Origin of the sequence: Solibacillus silvestris (genome assembly GCF_051967575.1) — a bacterium.
Taxonomy (GTDB): Bacteria; Bacillota; Bacilli; order Bacillales_A; family Planococcaceae; genus Solibacillus; species Solibacillus silvestris_B.
Window position 1 is genome coordinate 1 of the sequence record NZ_JBQCJW010000046.1, and the last position, 20920, is coordinate 20920.

Sequence of the window (20920 nt, forward strand, 5' to 3'; positions counted from 1 at the left end):
CAATGGAAATCAACGGCATCGAAGAAAAAGAGAGTACAGGAACGAATTTTCGTTCCTGTACTCTCTCACTTGTGCCTGAGGGACTTTTTCAGTGCCCTCCCTTATAATAGGCAGCCTCTCTTATTTTATTAATCTTTCTTATATGTCTCCCAGAAATCCGCGTTTTTGATGCCCAGTTTTTTCGGGTCAAATACCGGGTCTTTCCCTTCTTTTTTCTGCTGCTCGTAATCTTTCAATGCAATGAGCGCCGGCTTCATAATGAACAATAGTAAAATAACGTTTATCCAAACCGTTAACCCTAAACCTACGTCACCAAACGCCCAAGCTAAATCTGATGTTTTAACTGTCCCGTAAAATGCGGATGCCAATAAGATGAACTTCATTAGGAAGATCCCTATTTTTCTTGCTTGCCCATTCAGCATATACGACACATTCGTTTCCGCAATGTAGTAGTATGCCATCAATGTAGTGAAAGCAAAGAAGAATAATGCAATCGCCACAAATCCGGAGCCGAAGTTATTTAAAGATGGGAACGCTTCATTTACTGCTGCTTGAGTAAAGCCTGAATACGTAATCGTCTCATCCATTTTTGCTTCGATCAGAGCTCCATCTTGGCTGCCTTCATGTACATTGTATGTACCCATGAATAATATCATTAACGCTGTTGCAGAACATACGAGCAATGTATCAATATAAACTGATGCTGCTTGCACTAATCCTTGCTTTGCAGGATGCGAAACTTCTGCTGCTGCTGCCGGATGTGCCCCGGTACCTTGACCTGCTTCGTTTGAATAGATGGCGCGTTTTACCCCCCAGAAAATCGCACTACCAATCATCCCGCCAAATACAGCGTCCGATGCGAAAGCACTACGGAATATTAAACCAAAAACTTCAGGCACAGCTGTAATATTCATAATAATAATAATAACCGCTACCAGCAAATAAGCTAATGCCATGAATGGAACCAAAATTTGCGCTGTATTCGCAATACGCTTAACACCACCGAAAATAATGACTCCCAATAAAAGAATTGTAACTAAACCAGTCATCCAAGGCTCGATGCCAAATGCATTATCAACCGCGCCTGCGATGGCATTTGCCTGAACTCCAGGCATTAAAAACGCTACAGATACAATCATTGCAACCGCGAAAATAATACCTAATGCACGAATACCTGTTGTCTTTTCAATGTAGAATGCAGGACCGCCACGATATTGCCCATCCTTCTTTTCTTTGTAGATTTGAGCTAATGTAGACTCCATATACGCTGTTGATGCTCCGATAAAAGCGGTAACCCACATCCAGAATACGGCACCCGGCCCCCCAAATGCAATGGCTGTGGCAGTACCGACAATGTTACCTGTGCCGACACGACCCGACAGCGCAATCGACAATGCCTGGAATGAAGATACGCCTGCATCGGATTTTTCCCCTTTGAACATTAACTTGAACATGTCTCCGATCAATCGGACTTGAGCAAACTTTGTGAGGATTGAGAAAAACAAACCAACGATTAAAATACCATAGATCATTACAGGACCCCATAAAATATTGTTGGCCCATCCTACAAAATCGTTAATAAAATCCATATTGTCACCCCTTGTTGAATTATTGTATTAACTTGAAATTTAGTATATTACAAATATTCAAAAATTTCGATACATTTTTTTACTGAAAATAAAAAAACCTAACAAAAAAGTAAATTTTGTTAGGTTTTCCCTTAATCTATAATATATCCCAAGTCCCTTAAAACATTGTTTATAAAATCGATTGTATACCGAAATACCTCTTCGCGTTCCAATTCAAAATACAAACTATGAAGACAGCCTTTCCATTGTTTATAATGGAATTCTGATAGAAAATGCTCCAGCAGCCATTTCTTCGTCGTCCCAATGTCCGTTATTTTATCGTTTTCCCCAGTCATTACTAGTAAAGGAATATCCGGAAATTTAAATTCAATATCACGGATTGTCCGCGACACTTGCTGCCAGTCCCGGTACCATTTCACTGTCACCATGCTATTTAACGGCAAATGTTCTTTCAGCTCCATTAAAACATCCGTATTGCGAGTAAAATGCTGCAAGCTTAACTCATGCTTTAATTTCATATTTGATGTTATCGCACTAAAGCTTGATAACGCATTTGATAATTTTCCAGGTGTTAATTTTAAATTCAGCCATGGCGATGTCAATACCGCGCCTGCACATTCAATCTTATTTTTCTGGATCACATTTGCGGCAATGACAGCTCCTAAGCCATTCCCTACAATAAAAAGCGGTAAATTATATTCCAATGCGACTTTTAATAAAACCTTTGTATAATTATAGTATTCTTCAAAATTTTCATCATGATATCTTGAATATTTCCCTTGCTCCCCATGTCCCGGCAAATCCCCCATTACTACATGAAAGCGGGCACTGCGAAACTTTTCGATTAACCATGCGTACCACCGATGATGCTCATATGCACTATGAAGAATGACAACTACGGCTTTTGGCTGTTGCTCTGTTTCCCATTTCCACATGGCCAATCCCCCCTTACATTCTGAATTTTTTTGCTGATAAAGCAGAAGATTCCCGCTTCTGCAAACGGCGGCATTATTGTTTGCCCTATTTTAAATTCACATGCGATTACACTAAGGCATAATTGATTTATTATAATACATTTGCCAAAAAAAGAAATGGCATTTAAAAATTTTTAATCGTTTGTTACGATATGGATAGTTTCAAATACTATTCTATAAAAGAAATGAGGAATTGAACATGATTTATCCTTACAAAGGTAAAACACCGAATATTCACCCATCTGCATTTATTGCCGACTATGCAACGATTACCGGGGATGTAACAGTCGGGGCGGAAACTTCCATTTGGTTTAATACCGTTATACGAGGCGATGTGAATAAAACAATTATCGGGGAACGCGTGAGCATTCAGGATTTAAGCTGTCTTCATCAAAGTCCCGCCTTCCCGTTAATTATAGAAGATGAAGTAACGGTAGGTCATCAAGTGACACTGCATAGCTGCACAATTAAAAAACGCGCATTGATCGGTATGGGTTCCATCATTTTAGATGGGGCGGTAATAGGGGAAGGGGCATTTATCGGTGCCGGCAGCTTAGTTCCCCCGGGAAAAGTGATTCCGCCAAATTCCCTTGCTATGGGGCGCCCAGCAAAAGTGGTACGAGAAGTTACAGCTGAGGACCGTGCCGATATGGACCGGATTATTCGAGAGTACGCAGAGAAAGGGCAATATTACAAATCTTTACAAAAGTAATTTCGCAATAATATTTTGTCATAATTAAACAGTTTCTACATATATAATAGCGATAAAGTTTATCGTCCCTCAAAATGAAAAGGAGCCGTCATTAAACTGACCGCTCCTTTACCCGTTTTAGATCCCAGCTTTTGCTTTAAGCTCGGCTGCTTTATCTGTATTTTCCCAAGGAACATTCAAGTCTGTGCGGCCGAAATGCCCGTATGCTGCCGTTTGTTTATAAATCGGGCGGCGTAAGTCCAGCATTTTAATAATGCCTGCCGGACGTAAATCAAAGAGCTCACGAACCCATTTCACGATTTCTGTTTCAGCTGCTTTTCCAGTACCGAATGTATCGACTGCAATTGAAACAGGTTGTGCAACACCGATTGCATATGCCAGTTGCACTTCTGCACGGTCAGCTAAGCCGGCTGCTACAATGTTTTTGGCAACATAGCGTGCTGCATATGCTGCAGAACGGTCAACTTTTGTTGCATCCTTACCAGAGAAAGCTCCGCCACCATGACGTGCATAGCCACCATAAGTATCAACAATAATTTTACGACCTGTAAGACCTGCATCACCTTTAGGTCCACCAATTACGAAGCGGCCTGTCGGGTTGATGAAGTACTTTGTAGCCTCATCCAATAAATGAGCAGGAACTACCGGTTTAATCACATGTTCTTTAATGTCTGTCTGGATTTGTTCCAATGTTGCTTCTTCATCGTGCTGTGTTGAAATAACGATTGTATCCACACGAACCGGTTCATTGTTTTCATCATATTCAATTGTTACTTGTGTTTTACCATCCGGACGTAAATATTGCAATTCGCCTGATTTACGTACTTCTGTTAAACGACGCGCTAATTTATGAGCTAAAGAAATAGGCATCGGCATAAGTTCCGGTGTTTCGTTACATGCGTAGCCGAACATTAGGCCTTGATCTCCTGCACCGATTGCTTCCAGCTCATCATCTGTCATCGAGCCTTCACGCGCTTCCAATGCTTGGTCGACACCTTGCGCGATATCAGGAGATTGCTCACCTACCGCTACTAATACTGCCAAGTTTTCAGCATCAAAGCCGTATTTACCGCGAGTATAGCCAATTTCTGCCACTGTATCACGGATAATTCCTTTCATATCCACATAAGTAGATGTTGTAATCTCCCCAGATACTAATACTAAGCCTGTTGTTACCGTAGTTTCACAAGCTACACGAGCATTTGGGTCCGCTGCTAAAATGGCATCTAAAATAGCATCCGAAATTTGGTCACAAATTTTATCCGGATGTCCTTCCGTTACACTTTCTGATGTAAACAGTCGACGATTTGTCATGTCATTTCCTCCTAATTCACTTTGGCGATTGTTTTATGTTCATTCGATGATACGGTACTCATTACCCATGCCCGCTTATATTTTCGATAAAGTAAACCATCCCTTTTCGTTTCTGAAAAAAGGTTGAGGCTATACCAATCAGGTGTCTAAGGACAGTTGATTTTATATGGCTAAAAATAGATTATTTTCATATTTTAAAAATCATTTGCTTTCTGTCCGTTGATACACGATAAACGTCAAGCTGCATTGCTTTGACACGAGGTTTTGAAAGGCTAATATTTCTTGCTTTACAATTTAAATCAAATAAAAAAATCCTTTCGCTCATTAGCCGCGCTCATCACGCGTGAGGAAAGGATGTATATGCATCGTTACCTTTCACTCTTATCGTTCAAGGGAAATTTTGCCCTTGCATCAGGTTGGCACCAGCACGCATTAAGTATGCGCAGGTTGCCGGGTTTCATAGGGCCTGCCCCTCCACCAGCTCGGGATAAGAGTATCCGTTCAATTAAACATCTTACGTAAAAAAAACAAAGCTGTCAACAAAATTTGTCTTATTTAGAACAGTTTAAATTTCCATAAAAAATAATTCATAATTAGTATAGATTATTACATTCAATGTGTTATACTATTTTTGAATTAATAAACAACTCCCCTACTATAAGGGAATACTATAAAAAAGGATGGTATTTAATAGATGAATTCGGTAGAAATCGCTAACGAGCTGAAAGAACTTTTAAACGGGGAAAACATTAAAACTCAATTATCTGTTCCACAATTAGTAGAAAAAGCTACATCACGCGGAGAAGCAATGTTAACTGTCGATGGCGCATTGCGTGCTGAAACAGGCAAATACACTGGTCGTTCTCCTAAAGATAAATATATGGTTGAAGAAGAAAGTTCAAAACATAAAATCGATTGGGGTAAAGTAAACCGTCCTATCTCTACAGAAGTATTCGACAAGCTTTACGTGAAAGTCGTGAACTATTTAAAAGAACGCGATGAATTATTCGTATTCAACGGTTTTGCAGGTGCGGACAAAGATTCTCAACTTTCTATAAAAGTCATTAACGAATATGCTTGGCATAACCTATTCTGTCATCAATTATTCATCCGTCCAACTGCTGAGGAATTAGCTTCTCATGTTGCTGATTTCACAATTGTGTCCGCGCCAAACTTCAAAGCAGATCCAGAAGTAGATGGCACAGGATCGGAAACATTTATTATAACATCTCTTGAAAAGAAAATCATCTTAATCGGTGGAACTGAATACGCCGGCGAAATGAAAAAATCAATTTTTGGGATTATGAATTATTTATTGCCTGAACAAGGCATCTTCCCAATGCACTGTTCTGCAAACGTTGGCGAAGAAGGCGATGTTGCATTGTTCTTCGGTCTGTCAGGTACAGGCAAAACGACATTATCGGCAGATAGCGACCGTAAATTAATCGGTGATGATGAGCATGGTTGGTCTGACAACGGCGTATTCAATATTGAAGGTGGTTGCTATGCGAAAACAATCAACCTTTCTGCAGAAAAAGAGCCTGAAATCTACAACGCGATCCGCTTCGGTTCTGTATTGGAAAATGTGGCTGTAGATCCACAATCACGCGTATGTAACTATGATGATGGTTCTTTAACAGAAAACACTCGAGTAGCTTATCCGATTGATTACATCGATAATATTGTACTACCATCAGTAGCTGGCCACCCAAATACAATCGTCTTCCTGACTGCAGACGCATTTGGTGTATTGCCTCCTATTTCAAAATTAACGAAAGAACAGGCAATGTATCATTTCTTAAGCGGCTTCACGTCAAAATTAGCAGGTACAGAACGTGGTATTACAGAGCCAGAGCCAGTATTTTCAACATGCTTCGGATCTCCATTCCTGCCATTGCCTGCAACAGTTTATGCGGAGCAGTTAGGCAAGAAAATCGATGAGCATGGTTCACAAGTATTCCTTGTTAACACTGGTTGGACTGGAGGCGAGTATGGTGTTGGCAGCCGTATGAAACTTGCTTATACTCGTGCAATGGTTCGTGCTGCAATCGATGGTAAATTAAACAATGTGGAAACGACACAAGATGCGGTATTCGGATTGAATATCCCATTAGCGGTTGAAGGTGTTCCATCTGGAGTGTTAAACCCGCGCGATGCATGGGCTGACAAAACTGCATATGATAAAAAATCAGCTGAACTTGCGCAATTATTCAAAAACAACTTCACGAAATTCGACAATGTTGATGAAGCAATCGTGAAAAAAGGCGGTCCATTAGTATAGTACACTAATGATTAATTCGCCATATTAGTTTAACTTTGGCAGTTTTGCGAAAAGCCGGATTATAATATAAAATTTTAAAGGATATTATAAATAAAGGGATGTAGCGTAAGTATTCACTTACGTACATCCCTTTTTGCTGCTCCTTGTTGTTTCATCCATTCACATAGTTTTTTTACAGTTTCCCGATTGAGTTTCGGGGGATAATGATGCTTTAACCCAAATGAAAACCATGTTTCCACTTGTTTTCCCTCGTCTTTCAAATAAAGTTCCAGTTGGTATGCATGTTCAATATCAACATGTTGATCCTCTGTACCATGAATAATCAATACAGGAGCATGGACATTCTCTATCTCATATAAAGGTGTGCGGTCTTCATAGTTTTCCGGCACTTTATTTGGCGTGCCCCCAACGATCCTCTTTAGCCCGCGACGCATATCGACACGCTCCCAATAAGTCGCTGTTGCGTCCGAAACACCAGCCCATGTCACGACGGCTTTTATATCTTCGCGTAAAATCGCCGTCCATAAAGCCATTAAGCCCCCCCTGGAAAATCCAAACAAATTCACTTTTTCAGCATCGATAAATTTCTTTAATACGTCGATACCGAAAATCGCATCATTCCGGTCCTCACCCGCAAACTCGTCCTTCCCTTCGCCTCCGCGATTTCCACGGTAATACGGGGCGAAAACGACAAAGCCCTGCATCGCGAATTGGGCGATACGGGCAGGCCGGACCATGCCGATCGACTGCAACCCTCCCCGCAAATAAAGAAGCGCTTCATACTGCCCATGAGCTTTCGGTCTAGCTAATAATCCTTTAACACGCAATCCTTGTGACCAATATGTTACTTCATCCAGACGAATATGCGGATTCGGTGAAGGATAATTACGCATCGAAAAAATCTTACCATTGCCGTTCATGATTTTTCACTTCCTGCAGCATCTTTTTCATGCCCGCATCCCGCATATAAAAACTTAAATCGGGCTGTTGCCATAGCTCTTCTTCCGTTAACCATAAAACACCATCTGTTTCAAAATCTCCGACAAATGGCTCGATATCCTTAACCTTTGCTGTAAAAACCGCCTTACAAAACGGTATTTCACCGTGTACAATATAGTAAGCAAACCATTGTACATCCTCTATTACTACAGTTGCCTCTTCATATACTTCACGTATAGCAGCTTGATATAAAGTTTCGCCCTGCTCTTGCTTTCCGCCTGGGAATTCGACACCACGCCGGTTATGAATTGTGCATAACCACTTTCCTTTATGCTGCACGAGCGTTAATACGTGCTTTGGCTCTACATCAAATGGCCCTTCATCAAATCTCAAATCTACGTTCAAACCGTTTTCATCGATAAATTTAAACATCTTTTCGCTCAACTCCTATTCAATAGTGTAGCGAACAGATGTCTATCATTCAACAGGAAGCAAGAAAATTGTCAATTAAAATAAGGTAATTGCTCTACAAATTTTCTCGCCTCGTCATCACCGAATTCATGAATTAATGCATATACTTTTTGCAGACGACGGTCTAAATCATGATTCAGCTTATCCAAATGATAAGGTATAAAAGGCATATGCGCTCGAAAGGCATTGGATGCTTCCAGTGCTTGCATTTGGCTAAAAAGCTTTGTAAATACACGCGCTTTCAATGGGTCCATTTTCAATACAAATTCATAGGATGTCCCTGGCTGCAAATTGCATGTCAAATTTGCAATCGATACATAAACATTACTCGTTTCCATTATACTCACCTCATTCTTAAGGTGGGCTTTAACCAAATCATTTATACGTAAAAAACGACCCCAAATTCGGAGTCGTTTCGTCGATATTAGTTTCCTAAATAAGCATTAAGCATCCATGTATGCTTTTCCAAACTTTGGTATTGAGCATTCAACATATCTTCCGTACGATCATCGCCTTCTTCAGATGCTGCTTCCATTGCTTTTTCCAATGCTTCCATAATTGTATTGAAATCGGCAATAAGTGTTGAAACCATTTCTTCCGTTTCTTCTTTGCCAGTTGCTTCTTTGATTAAAGAAAGGTCTAAATTTTCCTTCAATGTTGCGACAGGCTTGCCTCCCTTTGTCAAAATGCGTTCAGCAATTTCGTCTAAATTAAGTGTTACCTCATTATATAACTCTTCAAATTTTGTGTGTAATGTAAAGAAAGATGGTCCGTTTACGTACCAGTGGTAGTTATGTAACTTTGTGTACATTACCGACCATGTTGCCACTAAATCATTTAAAAGTGTGTTTAATTGTTTTTTTGCCATTATCCTTCACCTCATAATTTATATTTAAAATTTCATAAGCGAAATTTTAATCCTAATTGATAATTATTATCATTATAATACATTATTTACCTTTCTAATAGTGACAAAATGCTGAATTTAATCACTAGTTAATATTATAACCGTTCATTCGCTTGTTAAAACCTCATAATTTCAATGATTGTTCAAATTTAAGCCGTCTTTTTCATGTACAATAGATAGTGATCAATCAGTTTGGAGGTCTCGTCATGCTTGTTACGATACTTATATGTATATTAGTTGTAATAGTGATTACGGCTCTTTTCCTGACAGCTGTCAATTTGGGCTATAAAGTAAAACATTCTATAGATCCCGTAGCACATAATACGACAAATTCCAATGAATCAAATGAGGTGAAAAAATGAGTTTACCTATAGTATTGATTATTATCGTCACAATTATGGGGATTTTTGCGTTTTCAATCGTTTTACTTGCTCGTAAAAACAATATATCATTAAAGCAAACGGTCGATTCAAAACCAATACACGCCTATAAAAATGGAGAACAAAAACAGCAATGAAAAGACTATTTATCGGGCTTATCCGAGTTTATCAAAAATATTTCTCGCCTATGAAACCCCCTTCTTGCCGCTTTCATCCCACTTGTTCAAGCTACGGGATTGAAGCAATACAAAAGCATGGTGCTATTAAAGGGATTATTATGACGACAATTCGCATTTTAAAATGCCAGCCGTTTCATCCGGGTGGCTTTGATCCTGTACCTGAAAAATGGCCTTCGAAAAAAAAATGATTTTCGAAGGCTTTTTATATTGTTTTTTTTGATGTAATAATGTATGATTGAAAATGTTCAAAAACACAAATCGTAATTATTACTATTTAAGGGGTTTTACTACAAATGAAAAAATGGTTTTTACTCATTTCAATGTTTACATCTATTTTATTTTTAGCTGCTTGTAATGCAGATGATGCAAAAAATTCCACTTCAAATGATGCAAAAGCGAATGAAGATGCGTTATCTGTTTATACGACTGTTTATCCATTGCAATATTTTACCGAGCGTATCGGCGGCGAGTATGTGAAAGTTGCTTCGATTTATCCTGCTGGCGCAAACGAGCATACATTTGAGCCGACACAAAAAGATATGATTGCTTTAGCAGATTCGGATTTATTTTTCTATATCGGCCTCGGATTGGAAGGCTTTGTTGAAAATGCCAAAAAGACATTGGCTAATGAAGATGTAAAATTAGTGGCCACTGCTGACGGAGTAACAGAAGAACAGCTGCATATTTCGACTGGCCATACACATGCAGAAGCTACAGCAGAACATGATGAACACGATCATGAGCATGAGCATGGTGAAGGAGACGAAAGTGATGAAGAGCATACCCACCATGAACATGATGCACATGTTTGGCTGTCACCAATCATTTCACAGCAGTTAGCATTATCGATTAAAGAAGAATTAGTTGCGGCTCTACCAGAACATGAAGCATTATTCAATGCAAACTATGAGCAATTAGCAGCAGACCTTGCTGAATTGCATTCGGAATTTGAAGCAATGGCCGCTGCATCCAATAAGAAAACATTCTTCGTTTCACACGCAGCATTTGGCTATATCGCGGGACATTACGGCTTCAATCAAGTACCAGTGGCTGGCTTGAATTCACAAAGCGAGCCATCACAAAAAGAACTGACGACGATTGTGGATTTAGCTAAAAAAGAAAATATCCAATACATTTTCTTCGAGCAAAATGTTTCATCGAATTTAACGGAAATTATTCAGAAAGAAGTAAAAGCAAAAACTTTAACTTTGCATAATTTAAGTGTGCTTACGAAGGAAGATATTGAAAACAAAGAAAATTACTTCACTTTAATGCGTAAAAATATAGATGTATTAAAACAAGCTTTAAGTAATTGATTATAAGGTAATAGGTCCAAGCATTGATTCTTATGCTTGGACCTTTTCATCATTTCCTCATTATTCATCCAATAACTTCATCAAGTGTCTTCTTAGCAGCTTATTTGAACCGCTTCGTGGCAAGGAGGCAATAAAGTGAACATATTTCGGAACTTTATAATTGGCTAAATTCTGCTCGCAAAATTCAATGACGTCTTGCGCTGTCATGCTTTCTTTTACTACGATAAATGCTGCAGGCACTTGCCCCCATATGTCATGCGCTATCCCGCATACGCCCGCTTCTTTTATTTTCGGATGTGCGAGCAATACATTTTCGATTTCAGCAGGGTAAATATTTTCCCCTCCGGAAATAATCAAATCACTTCGGCGATCAACTACATATAAATAGCCGTCTTCGTCTAAATAACCGACATCCCCTGTATGAAGCCAGCCATCAATTGTCGTCGGCTTCTCTTTAAATTGGCCGATATATCTCGGTGTTACATGCGGTCCTCTTATTAAAATTTCGCCAATTGACTCGTCTTTTTTCGCTGCAATTTTTATTTCATTGAAAAATAAAGGTTTCCCTGCAGATCCGATATGTGTGAATGCATCCTCATTTGCCAGTGTGGCGGTTTGTGAAGCTGTTTCAGTCATTCCGTATGTTTGCGCCACATGTAAATTCAACTGTGCCGCACGCTTTAAATAATCGATTGGTACAGGACCGCCACCTGCCAGTATTGTTGAGAAACGGGGATGCGCTTTTTGGCCGATGCTTTCCATTTCCGATAATAGATTTTCCAAAATGACCGCGACGACCGACATTTTCGTCACTGTCCCGTTTATAATTTCCTGTGAACATTTTTTTGCATCGAATTTTTCATATAAACGTATTTTCATCCCATACAATAATGACCGGACAACGATTGAAAAACCACTTATATGAAAAATCGGAACGGTACAAAGCCATGCATCATCCTCTGAAATCCCTAAATTTAATGCGGAGCTGATCGCACTTGAACTATGGTTTACCACTGTTTGACAAACCCCTTTCGGAAATCCTGTCGTACCTGATGTATACATAATCGTCAGTGCAAAATCATCATCCCATTGTGCCGCAATATCATATTCCGATTCAGTTGTTCGATAAAGCTTCGAAAATGGAATGATTCGGGCATCATCAGGAAGTTTGGCCAGCTCTTCATCAGCTACTAAAATCGCATCCACTTCTGCATCCGCAATTTGATACGCAAGCTCTTGCTTTGCCAATCTGCCATTCAGCAGCACCATTTCACACTGGGCCTGCATACATGCATAGAGCAGTTCGATTAAAGGCGGTGTGGACGGGGCTAAAATAGCAACCCGTTTCCCATTCGTTAAATGAAGTGTATTTAATTTATAAGCTAAGCTAACAGACTGCAAATAAAGCTCGTTAAATGTCCACTGCTGGTCGTGAAAGCTAATTGCAACACGATTCGGTGTTAAATAGGCTCGTTGCTTAATCCAGTTTGGCTGCATAGATTTTTCCTCCTATCGTAAAGAAAAGGGATGTCCAAAGTTTTCGGACATCCCTTTTGAATATTATAACGAACAAATCAAGGGAAACGCGGGAATTGACCGAAGTCTGGTTTACGTTTCTCTTTAAATGCATCGCGGCCTTCTTTTGCTTCATCAGTTGTGTAGTAAAGAAGCGTCGCATCACCAGCAAGCTGTTGGATACCAGCTAAGCCGTCTGTATCTGCATTCATTGCAGCTTTCAGGAAACGTAATGCTGTCGGAGACATTTCCAGCATCTCTTCACACCATTTAACTGTTTCATCTTCTAACTGCTCATATGGTACAACCGTGTTTACTAAGCCCATTTCAAGTGCTTGCTGCGCATCGTACTGACGGCATAAGTACCAGATTTCACGAGCTTTTTTGTGTCCTACGATACGTGCTAAGTAACCTGAGCCGTAACCAGCATCGAATGAACCGACTTTAGGTCCTGTTTGACCGAAACGTGCATTTTCTGCAGCGATTGTTAAGTCACATACTACGTGCAGTACGTGGCCGCCGCCGATTGCATAACCTGCTACCATCGCTACGACCGGTTTAGGAATTTTACGGATTAATGTTTGCAGATCCAATACGTTTAAGCGAGGGATTTCGTCATCGCCTACATAGCCGCCATGGCCGCGTACTTTTTGGTCGCCGCCTGAGCAGAATGCATGCTCGCCTTCACCTGTTAAAATAATTACGCCAACACGCTCATCATCACGAGCGCGTGTGAAAGCATCGATCATTTCCGCTGTTGTTTTCGGACGGAAAGCGTTGCGAACTTCCGGACGGTTAATCGTAATTTTTGCGATTCCGTTATAGTATTCATACTTAATATCTTCGTAAGTATGTAAAGATGTCCATAGACGTTGCTTTGTCATATATATTGCCTCCTGTTTCGGTTATGAAATCGTTTCCTTTACTATTGTAGCAAACTTTGTCGGATTTTCCACATGAATTGCGTGGCCAACTTCCGGTATTGTAATGTGATGCACTTTTGCTATCTGTTTTTGCATTTCATCGTTGAGCCGAACAAACTTCTCATCGAGTGCCCCTGTAATAAGCGTAACAGGCATCGGCAATGCAGCAAGAGGCTTCCCCCATAGTGCAGGCATGACCCCTGTCCCCATCCCAAGCAAGCTGTTTGCAAGCCCAACCGCACGCTGCTGGATCCGCTCTTCCCGAATTTCCTGCTGTATATGCTTTGGCAGCAGTTTTTGAGATGCAAACAGCGGAATGTTTTCCCATTTGTCCACAAAAGATTCAATGCCATGTACCATTAAGTTTTCGGCGAGCGCATCATCAGTTTGCTTTCGCATGTTTCGCTGCTGTTCCCCCGATAAGCCAGGGGAAGCACTTTCCAATAATAAATGCGTTATTTCGGACGGAAATTGAATCGCATAGCTGAGCGCGACACGCCCTCCCATCGAATAGCCTAATAACGTAAATTTTTCAATGTGCAAAGCATGGAATAATTCATTCAGCAACCCGATTTGAAAAGCCATTGAATAGTGTGCTTCTGTTAAAGGTGCCGCAGTTTTGCCATGTCCGATCAAATCGACAGCGACACAGCGAACGGTTTTTGGCAAAAGCGCCGCGACTTTATGCCATGTTTTCGTGCTGCCGGTGAAGCCATGCAATAAAACGATTGTCTGTTTCGCATGTTCATTCCACTGTTCCACATATACGTCCAAACCTTTTATAGTGAATCGAGCCAATGTTCGATCACCTCGTTAATGCGGGTCCATAGCTGGCGATGCTGCTTTACATTTTCCCCGCGGTTTGTAAACACTTCAATCAATTTAACAGATGTTTCACTTTTTTTGTTTAAAGCATTTATAAATTGCTCTTTTGTTGCCGCTTTTTCATAATCCATTTCATACATTTTGCCAACCTGCTCGAATGTCAAAGCGGTCGGCGTGCCGAATAAATTCTCATAATGCGCTTCCACTTTCGACTGCGGCAAATAGGAGAATATTCCGCCGCCATCATTATTCATCACGACAACAGTCAACTCGCAATGCTGATAACGACTTGCGATGAATGCATTCGCATCATGCAGAAACGCTAAATCGCCGATCAACAAATATGTGTTGCGCATTTTACGGCCGTTGCTGAAACCTAATGCAGTGGAAGTCACCCCATCGATTCCATTGGCACCCCGATTGGCAAAAACTTGGATGGAGCGATTTGCCGTAAGCAAAAATGTATCAATATCCCGAACCGGCATGCTGCTGCTGACGAAAATGTCTGCATCTCCCTCCATATTCGTTAGCAGCGCCTGAACCATTGCGCCTTCATCATCGGCATTGTCGCTATATTTTTCAATAATATCCGCTGCAAGCAAATCAGCCATTTTCCAAAATTGCACATATGCCATTTCTGCTTGGGGATGGGATAGCACAATTTCCGATAGCCATTCACCTGGCAATGCATGGATAAAATGTGTTGACATATGCATAGAATCCCGGAACATTGGATCTTCATCAATGATGATATAGCTTTGCGGATTCGCATGGGCGATAAACTGCATTAGAAATTTCGATACTGGCTGTGCACCGAAACGAATAACTGTTTGCGGCCGGACATTTCGCTTAAACCGCTCATTTTTCATCAATGCATCATATGTAGAAATTGCATACGCTCGGCAATCTTCCGGTACTTCTGTGCGTAAATTCGATAAGCTTTCGATCATTACCGGCCATTTTGCTTCCCTTATAAAATTCCATAAATGCTCAGTGTTCGTTCCTAGCGGCAATTCCCCAACGACAATAATGCCGTTTGTCGTTTGCTCCATAATTTGCGTCATCTCAGTTATTGCCTGCGTTGAAGGCGTAAGCTCATTTGTATAGCTTTTTACATAGCCCGATTTCGGTAGCTCACCTTTAAAGTCGATGATCAATGGCTCACGGAATGGTATATTCAAATGCACTGGCCCAAAAGGTGCAGACGTCGCCATATTCACCGCACGCACTGTATGGCGTTCGATAAAAGGCAATGTTTGAGGTGCGTCATCAGGTATCGGAAACTCCGCTGACCACTTCACATTTTCCCCGTAAAGGCGCACTTGGTTAATTGCTTGTGGCGCACCTACTTCCCGCAGTTCATGCGGGCGATCGGCCGTTAAGACGATTAACGGCACACGCGCATATTTCGCTTCCACAATTGCCGGGTAGTAGTTTGCCGCAGCTGTCCCTGAAGTACATAATAATACGACAGGCTTAGCAGTGGACTTTGCTAAACCGAGCGCATAAAAAGCTGCTGCCCGTTCGTCCACTTGCCGATGCATCTCCAGCTCTTTTGTTGATGCAAATGCATAGGCTAGCGGCGTAGAGCGAGACCCTGGGCTGACAACCACTTGCTCTACACCAGATGCTACCAACGCTGAAACAATTTGATAAACATAGTTGGATAATAGTTCACGTTCATTCATGTAATTGTCCTCCTAGCGCCCGCAGCATCGGACGGAATTTCACGAGCGTTTCTTCATATTCCGATTGTGCTTCGGAATTAGCAACAATGCCGCCGCCTGCATATAAGTACGCTTTATCCTGTACTAACGCGGCCGAACGAATTGCTACAGCAAACTCTCCATTGCCATCCGCATCAAGCCAGCCGATTGGCGCAGCATAAAGTCCCCGGTTCATCGGCTCATATGTGCGAATAATTTCCATCGCGTGTTCACGCGGCACACCGCCCAATGCTGGTGTAGGATGCAAATGCTTCACAAGCTGCAAAATCGTTGCATCTGCATTTAATTGCCCTTCAACAGGTGTATATAAATGCTGAATGTCGCGGATTTTCAGAAGCTTTGGACCATGGGGGACTTTCACTTCCGAGCAGTTTTTTTCAAATGTTTCGGTAATCATCTCTACAACATAATGATGCTCCCCGCGGTTTTTCATATCATTTAATAAGCTTTGCCCAAGTGCCTCGTCCGCTTCTGCTGTAGTGCCGCGCTTAATCGACCCTGCGACGCATGAAGAAAATGCCCTGCCATTCTCCACTTTGACTAAACGTTCTGGTGAAGCACCATAAAATAATAAATCAGCATGCTCCAAGCCAAATAAGTAGCTTTCCGGCTGCTCATGCACAACATGCGATAAAATTTGCGGTGATGTAATCGCTTCCTTAAATTGCAATGCCAAAGAACGCGCAATGACAACCTTCTGCGCTTCGTTTGCTTTTATTAAGCTTGTCACTTTATCGATCGAATCCATATATTCCGGCTTATATGGCTCGTAAAAGCTTGTTATTTCCGGCTTTCTATATGTTTTGACTTCCTTTACTTGTGCTGCATGAATCAGTTCATCCCGCTCTTTACGCAATACATCAAACGTTTTTGCACTATTTTCTTCATCTGTGATGTAGTTGATTGTTACATAAGCTTTATCATTGCGGATGACTAACTGATGTGTTGCCACAGTAAAATAGCTTTGCGGAAAGTTTGTCCACTCCGCCGAAACTTCATTTTGCGGATCAAATGTAAAGCCACCAAAAAGTATCGGCTGCAAATGTTGATCTTCTTGCACAATTTGACTCGTCAGCTTTTTCCATTCCTGTTCCACAAAATCAAAACGAGCAGCGGATGCATTGTTTTCAATTGTATACGCATGACCTAAACCAACCAATGTAAATGTCTTTTCGCGATTTTGCCAATAGTTGCGCTTTCCTTTATATTTCCCTTCACCCGCAGCAAAAAATGCCAATGCGGATAGTCGGCTTACCTCGATTGTTTCCATATAAAAAATTTGCTTTGAATTTGAGCCTACTTCGATTTCAGTGGCATTGTACCACTTGTGTTGCATGAAAATTCCCTCCGTCATGTTGCAAATTCATTAAGTATGATGCAGGTTGCGCTTTGTTATGCGCAGTAAACTTTTTAATAATTTGCTCACTTTATTTGCGTTCGTTCTGTAAATAATGCCTTTCCTATCATACCATTTTTCGAGCAAACGTTACACGTATTGAAACTTCTCTCTACTCATTTTGTGTAATTTCCTTTACAATAGGTTAGATAATTGTAATTAGTTAGGAGCGTTTTTTATGATAAAAGTCGTTGAAGCGGACAAAGGATTTAAAGTTTGGTGGCATTTGACTCGTCCCCATACATTAACAGCTTCATTTGTACCAGTATTATTAGGTACGTCTATGGCACTTTCAATAAATCATGAAACAATTCATTTCGGACTATTTTTTGCAATGCTTATTGCGAGTATGCTAATACAGGCAGCAACTAATATGTTCAATGAATATTATGATTATAAACTAGGCCTGGATAATGAAAACTCAGTCGGTATTGGGGGCACAATCGTCCGACATGGTGTAGCACCAAAAACAATTATGGCTATAGCGCTAAGCTTTTACGGTATTGCGATGCTATTAGGTGTTTACATATGTGCCATGACATCCTGGTGGCTTGTTGCTGTCGGTCTTGTATGTATGCTGATTGGCTATTTGTATACTGGTGGTCCGTATCCGATTGCTTATTCACCGTTCGGGGAGTTAGTTTCAGGGGCAGTAATGGGTATGGGTATTGTTCTAATTGCCTTCTTTATTCAAACAGGAGATGTAACAGCTGATGCTGTAATTATTTCTGTCCCAAGCATGATTTTAGTCGGGGCGATAATGCTGTCCAACAATATCCGCGACATTGTTGGAGATACGGAAGGTGGGCGGAAAACGATGGCGATACTGGTCGGCCGCCGCAATGCGGTAACAGTGCTTGCAGCGTTTTTTGTCGTTTCTTATATTTGGATCATCGGTTTAGTAATCATTGGCCATTTAACTCCATGGGCTTTACTCGTATTGTTAAGTGCGAAAAAACCGGCTGAAGCTATTAAATTATTCCGCGCAAAGGAACAGCCGCTGGAAGTTATGCCTGCAATGAAAAACACGGCACAAACGAACACTATTTTCGGTTTCCTATTGGCAATCGGTTTGCTCATTTCCTATTTCATTTAAAAAAAGAAGCGGGGTGCGTTAAAAGTATTTTCACTTTTAACACGCCCCGTTTCTATAAAAATATTAGGATAGTGATAATGGAAATAAGTTTACTGACTGTTCCCGATCCTTTTATTACTCCATTTCTTCTACATGGTCAATACATGTTAAAGCGGTTGGAACGGCTTCTAAACGTTCAAATGGAATGACTTTTCCGCATACGATGCATTTACCGTAAGTCCCTTCATCCATCGCCCTTAAAGCAGCCCGGATTTTCCCAATCTCATCTTCCTTCATTTCGTCCAGCGCAATTTCCGTCGTGACTGTCGTCAAATCGGTCGCTGCATCGGCAGGATGATTATCTATCGAAGACAGCTCTGAATCTTCCACAGTAGGCTCTTCATGGATATGCTGCTGCAATGTCGCTAACTCTTCCTCCAACTCATGGCGCAGCTGCTGTAAATGTTCGTTATTCATATAAAATCCCCCTTTTTCCATTAATAAAATATTGCCTAAATGAGGATTTTTAAACATCGTCACATATTAAAAGAGAATCAAATATTTGCATACACTTTAATTGCATCACATAAAAATCGCGTTGCACCGGCTCCTGCCCGTTCATCATAATAGGAGGTAAAGCGCTCATCTTCCATATACATGTGAGCTAGGCCTGCATGCGCTTCTTTCGTATACTTTGCCCACGAGAAACTTAGCCAGCGCTTATGAAGCTCCGCCGTTTCCATCGCAATCGCTGATGTTGCATCACCAAGCCCCATCGCTTCTTTTAACCGCTCAAATAACTGCTTTTCCAATTGCTGCATCGCTTCATATTGCTCTTCAGTCATATGCTTTAATTTGCTATAGCTTGCTTCCACTTGTTCTTCTCCATATTTCCCTCGGATTTCCTCACCATAAGCCTGTTCATTTTCCTCGATTAATTTATTTTTGAACACTTCAAATTTTTGCTCGTTCGTCATGTTAGCTTCCCCTTCCATCATGCATATTGTTTGATCAATTGTTTGCAGCAAGTTTTCAAGATATTCCCGTTTTTTCTGCAGCAATATATACTGCTTTTTGAGCGCCTGCTTTACTTCAAATTGCGGATGCGCCATCAATGCTTTAATTTCTTCCAGCTTAAAATCCAGTTCACGATAAAACAATATTTGCTGTAGACGATCGATATCCGCTTGACTGTAACGCCGATAGCCATTTTGTTCAATCGCTGAAGGCTTCAGCAAACCAATTTCATCATAATACCTTAATGTGCGTGCACTCACACCAGATAGCTTCACTAACTCATTGATTAGCATGTCATCACCTCTTATGTAGTACTATAAAGGATAACGTAACGTGAAGGTCAACGAATAAATTTAATTATTGCATATAACGAGATTGTCATAAAACTTTTGTATAGGCGGAACAAGTAAAAAAAGTGGAAGCATTCCCATTAATTCAGGATGCTTCCATTATCATTTTCCTCAGTTTCGGTATGAATTCTTTTAAATAACTATAGGGCAATGTAGACATTTGTGCTAAGCTGACAGTTTTTACCTTGAAATTTTGGACATCATTTTCGTACTCATAACCTGTTATTTCGATTTCCTTCGCTTCATCTTGAGCTAATCGTATAAAATGCTCTAACTTCGCACGATAGATTCCGTCCAATTCTTCTCGTTGTATATTAAATTGGTCCATCCCTCCAACAATTTCATGAATGAATACATTCGCAAACTCATAATCCCTTATCATTTCGTTATCAATACTATAAGCAATTACCCCGATTGAATACAATTGTGAAAAATCAACATGAATCCCTAATTCCTCTGTCAATTCGCGCACTCCATCTTCCACAGATTCTGTAGCAAGTAAATGACCTGCGGCTGTAATATCATATTCATTTGGATAATCCTTTTTATTTTTGCTTCTAAGCTGAAAATAAATATGCCATTCTGAATGAATTTTTTCGATCACCCAACAATGAAATACTTCGTGCCAATACCCTTTTGTATGTACGGTATCGCGCTGTTCGATGCCAATTTCATTGTATTGTCCATCAAATATTTTTAATTGCTCTATCACCGTCTCAGCCCCTTTTATGCAAAAACGCTAGATACGAAATTCGTATCTAGCGTTTTGCTTCTCTTATGTATGACCCGTACGGGATTCGAACCCGTGTTACCGCCGTGAAAGGGCGGTGTCTTAACCACTTGACCAACGGGCCGATGGCGGAGACAGAGGGATTTGAACCCTCGCGCCGCTTACGCGACCTACACCCTTAGCAGGGGCGCCTCTTCAGCCTCTTGAGTATGTCCCCAAAAAGAAAAATGGCTCCGAAGGCAGGACTCGAACCTGCGACCTGCCGGTTAACAGCCGGATGCTCTACCAACTGAGCTACTT

At 40.8% G+C, this 20920-nt stretch carries 22 protein-coding genes, 2 tRNA genes and 1 riboswitch; of the genes, 7 read left to right on the forward strand and 17 right to left on the reverse strand.

Annotation, left to right across the window (positions count from 1 at the left end):
* Positions 1-128: 128 nt before the first annotated feature.
* Both ACTHOQ_RS17615 and ACTHOQ_RS17620 read right to left on the reverse strand, forming a co-directional pair.
* Positions 129-1589 (reverse strand): alanine/glycine:cation symporter family protein, encoded by a 1461-nt coding sequence (locus tag ACTHOQ_RS17615; protein ID WP_440497444.1) that lies wholly within the window; start codon positions 1587-1589, stop codon positions 129-131.
* 131 nt (positions 1590-1720) lie between these two features.
* Positions 1721-2524 carry an alpha/beta hydrolase gene (locus tag ACTHOQ_RS17620; RefSeq protein WP_440497445.1) on the reverse strand — a complete coding sequence of 268 codons (804 nt, stop codon included), beginning with the start codon at positions 2522-2524 and terminating at the stop codon, positions 1721-1723.
* A gap of 238 nt (positions 2525-2762) precedes the next feature.
* On the opposite strand from ACTHOQ_RS17620, the gene ACTHOQ_RS17625 reads away from it, so the two are divergent.
* Complete coding sequence (locus tag ACTHOQ_RS17625; RefSeq protein WP_440497446.1) at positions 2763-3275, forward strand: gamma carbonic anhydrase; 513 nt, start codon at positions 2763-2765, stop codon at positions 3273-3275.
* 117 nt (positions 3276-3392) lie between these two features.
* Here the strand turns inward: ACTHOQ_RS17625 and metK are convergent, their stop codons facing one another.
* Entirely contained in the window at positions 3393-4589 is a 1197-nt protein-coding gene (metK, locus tag ACTHOQ_RS17630) for a methionine adenosyltransferase (RefSeq protein ID WP_440497447.1), read from the reverse strand.
* Positions 4590-4967: 378 nt separating this feature from the next.
* Positions 4968-5083: riboswitch (SAM riboswitch) on the reverse strand.
* Positions 5084-5283: 200 nt separating this feature from the next.
* Between metK and pckA the strand changes: the two genes are divergently transcribed.
* On the forward strand, positions 5284-6870 hold the full coding sequence (pckA, locus tag ACTHOQ_RS17635) for a phosphoenolpyruvate carboxykinase (ATP) (RefSeq protein WP_440497448.1): 1587 nt from the start codon (positions 5284-5286) through the stop codon (positions 6868-6870).
* Positions 6871-6983: 113 nt separating this feature from the next.
* Here the strand turns inward: pckA and ACTHOQ_RS17640 are convergent, their stop codons facing one another.
* The 4 genes from ACTHOQ_RS17640 to ACTHOQ_RS17655 all read right to left on the reverse strand — a co-directional run bounded on the left by ACTHOQ_RS17640 (position 6984) and on the right by ACTHOQ_RS17655 (position 9148).
* Positions 6984-7790 (reverse strand): alpha/beta hydrolase family protein, encoded by an 807-nt coding sequence (locus tag ACTHOQ_RS17640; protein ID WP_440497449.1) that lies wholly within the window; start codon positions 7788-7790, stop codon positions 6984-6986.
* A complete protein-coding gene (locus tag ACTHOQ_RS17645) occupies positions 7774-8241 on the reverse strand; it encodes an NUDIX hydrolase (RefSeq protein WP_440497450.1) in 468 nt (155 codons plus the stop codon). The genes ACTHOQ_RS17640 and ACTHOQ_RS17645 overlap by 17 nt, the downstream gene beginning before the upstream one ends.
* A gap of 71 nt (positions 8242-8312) precedes the next feature.
* Complete coding sequence (locus tag ACTHOQ_RS17650; protein WP_440497451.1) at positions 8313-8618, reverse strand: transposase; 306 nt, start codon at positions 8616-8618, stop codon at positions 8313-8315.
* Between the two features lie 86 nt (positions 8619-8704).
* Positions 8705-9148 (reverse strand): Dps family protein, encoded by a 444-nt coding sequence (locus ACTHOQ_RS17655; RefSeq protein ID WP_440497452.1) that lies wholly within the window; start codon positions 9146-9148, stop codon positions 8705-8707.
* A 245-nt stretch (positions 9149-9393) separates the two neighbouring features.
* Here ACTHOQ_RS17655 and ytzI point away from each other — a divergent pair, with 245 nt between their 5' ends.
* The 4 genes from ytzI (at position 9394) to ACTHOQ_RS17675 (ending at position 11062) form a co-directional block, all read left to right on the forward strand.
* Positions 9394-9549 carry a YtzI protein gene (ytzI, locus tag ACTHOQ_RS17660; RefSeq protein WP_440497453.1) on the forward strand — a complete coding sequence of 52 codons (156 nt, stop codon included), beginning with the start codon at positions 9394-9396 and terminating at the stop codon, positions 9547-9549.
* Entirely contained in the window at positions 9546-9704 is a 159-nt protein-coding gene (locus ACTHOQ_RS17665) for a hypothetical protein (protein ID WP_440497454.1), read from the forward strand. Before ytzI ends, ACTHOQ_RS17665 begins: the two co-directional genes overlap by 4 nt.
* Positions 9701-9934 carry a membrane protein insertion efficiency factor YidD gene (yidD, locus tag ACTHOQ_RS17670; protein WP_440497455.1) on the forward strand — a complete coding sequence of 78 codons (234 nt, stop codon included), beginning with the start codon at positions 9701-9703 and terminating at the stop codon, positions 9932-9934. The genes ACTHOQ_RS17665 and yidD overlap by 4 nt, the downstream gene beginning before the upstream one ends.
* Before the next feature lie 105 nt (positions 9935-10039).
* A complete protein-coding gene (locus tag ACTHOQ_RS17675) occupies positions 10040-11062 on the forward strand; it encodes a metal ABC transporter solute-binding protein, Zn/Mn family (RefSeq protein WP_440497456.1) in 1023 nt (340 codons plus the stop codon).
* 60 nt (positions 11063-11122) lie between these two features.
* Here ACTHOQ_RS17675 and ACTHOQ_RS17680 read toward each other — a convergent pair whose 3' ends face one another.
* The 5 genes from ACTHOQ_RS17680 to ACTHOQ_RS17700 all read right to left on the reverse strand — a co-directional run bounded on the left by ACTHOQ_RS17680 (position 11123) and on the right by ACTHOQ_RS17700 (position 17388).
* On the reverse strand, positions 11123-12559 hold the full coding sequence (locus ACTHOQ_RS17680) for an o-succinylbenzoate--CoA ligase (protein ID WP_440497457.1): 1437 nt from the start codon (positions 12557-12559) through the stop codon (positions 11123-11125).
* 77 nt (positions 12560-12636) lie between these two features.
* A complete protein-coding gene (gene menB, locus ACTHOQ_RS17685) occupies positions 12637-13461 on the reverse strand; it encodes a 1,4-dihydroxy-2-naphthoyl-CoA synthase (RefSeq protein ID WP_340716047.1) in 825 nt (274 codons plus the stop codon).
* Between the two features lie 21 nt (positions 13462-13482).
* Positions 13483-14298, reverse strand: coding sequence for a 2-succinyl-6-hydroxy-2,4-cyclohexadiene-1-carboxylate synthase (gene menH, locus ACTHOQ_RS17690; protein ID WP_440497458.1), 816 nt, complete (start codon positions 14296-14298; stop codon positions 13483-13485).
* Entirely contained in the window at positions 14280-16013 is a 1734-nt protein-coding gene (gene menD, locus ACTHOQ_RS17695) for a 2-succinyl-5-enolpyruvyl-6-hydroxy-3-cyclohexene-1-carboxylic-acid synthase (protein ID WP_440497459.1), read from the reverse strand. The genes menH and menD overlap by 19 nt, the downstream gene beginning before the upstream one ends.
* Entirely contained in the window at positions 16006-17388 is a 1383-nt protein-coding gene (locus ACTHOQ_RS17700; protein WP_440497460.1) for an isochorismate synthase, read from the reverse strand. Before ACTHOQ_RS17700 ends, menD begins: the two co-directional genes overlap by 8 nt.
* 238 nt (positions 17389-17626) lie before the next feature.
* On the opposite strand from ACTHOQ_RS17700, the gene ACTHOQ_RS17705 reads away from it, so the two are divergent.
* Complete coding sequence (locus ACTHOQ_RS17705) at positions 17627-18544, forward strand: 1,4-dihydroxy-2-naphthoate polyprenyltransferase (protein WP_440497461.1); 918 nt, start codon at positions 17627-17629, stop codon at positions 18542-18544.
* A gap of 114 nt (positions 18545-18658) precedes the next feature.
* Here the strand turns inward: ACTHOQ_RS17705 and ACTHOQ_RS17710 are convergent, their stop codons facing one another.
* The 5 genes from ACTHOQ_RS17710 to ACTHOQ_RS17730 form a co-directional block, all read right to left on the reverse strand.
* Positions 18659-19000 carry a TraR/DksA C4-type zinc finger protein gene (locus tag ACTHOQ_RS17710; protein WP_440497462.1) on the reverse strand — a complete coding sequence of 114 codons (342 nt, stop codon included), beginning with the start codon at positions 18998-19000 and terminating at the stop codon, positions 18659-18661.
* Between the two features lie 77 nt (positions 19001-19077).
* A complete protein-coding gene (locus tag ACTHOQ_RS17715) occupies positions 19078-19833 on the reverse strand; it encodes a MerR family transcriptional regulator (RefSeq protein ID WP_440497463.1) in 756 nt (251 codons plus the stop codon).
* Between the two features lie 142 nt (positions 19834-19975).
* Positions 19976-20602 carry an NUDIX hydrolase gene (locus ACTHOQ_RS17720; RefSeq protein ID WP_440497464.1) on the reverse strand — a complete coding sequence of 209 codons (627 nt, stop codon included), beginning with the start codon at positions 20600-20602 and terminating at the stop codon, positions 19976-19978.
* Between the two features lie 70 nt (positions 20603-20672).
* Positions 20673-20744 (reverse strand) — tRNA-Glu (locus tag ACTHOQ_RS17725).
* Between the two features lie 2 nt (positions 20745-20746).
* Positions 20747-20837, reverse strand: a tRNA-Ser gene (locus ACTHOQ_RS17730).
* Positions 20838-20920 lie beyond the last annotated feature (83 nt).